Below are 241 nucleotides of genomic sequence, written 5' to 3'. Positions count from 1 at the left end.
CTGCAACAGCTGGTAACTGAGCTGGATATTCGTCACGTCAGCTTCAACAACGAATACGAAGTTAACGAAAGCAACCGTGATCGCCACTGGGAGCGCTGGGCCAGGCAACACCAGATTTCGGTTCATCGTTTTCATGACCAGTGCCTGATTCCTCCCGGCGACCTGGCCACCAAAAGCGGCTCACCTTTCAAGGTCTACAGCCCGTTCCGCAAAGCCTGGCTAGCCCGGGCCGAAGGCGCGC

1 protein-coding gene is annotated in these 241 nt (G+C 57.3%); it reads left to right on the top strand.

All coding sequences use genetic code 11. From position 1 onward, the window contains the following. The coding region (locus Q4563_RS22120; RefSeq protein WP_303606069.1) for a deoxyribodipyrimidine photo-lyase at nucleotides 1–241 on the top strand (241 nt) is incomplete at both ends.

It is taken from the genome of Gilvimarinus sp. 1_MG-2023, assembly GCF_030548285.1.
The sequence above is the reverse complement of the archived record's forward strand: the minus strand, read 5'-3'. Positions and strand labels throughout refer to the sequence as shown.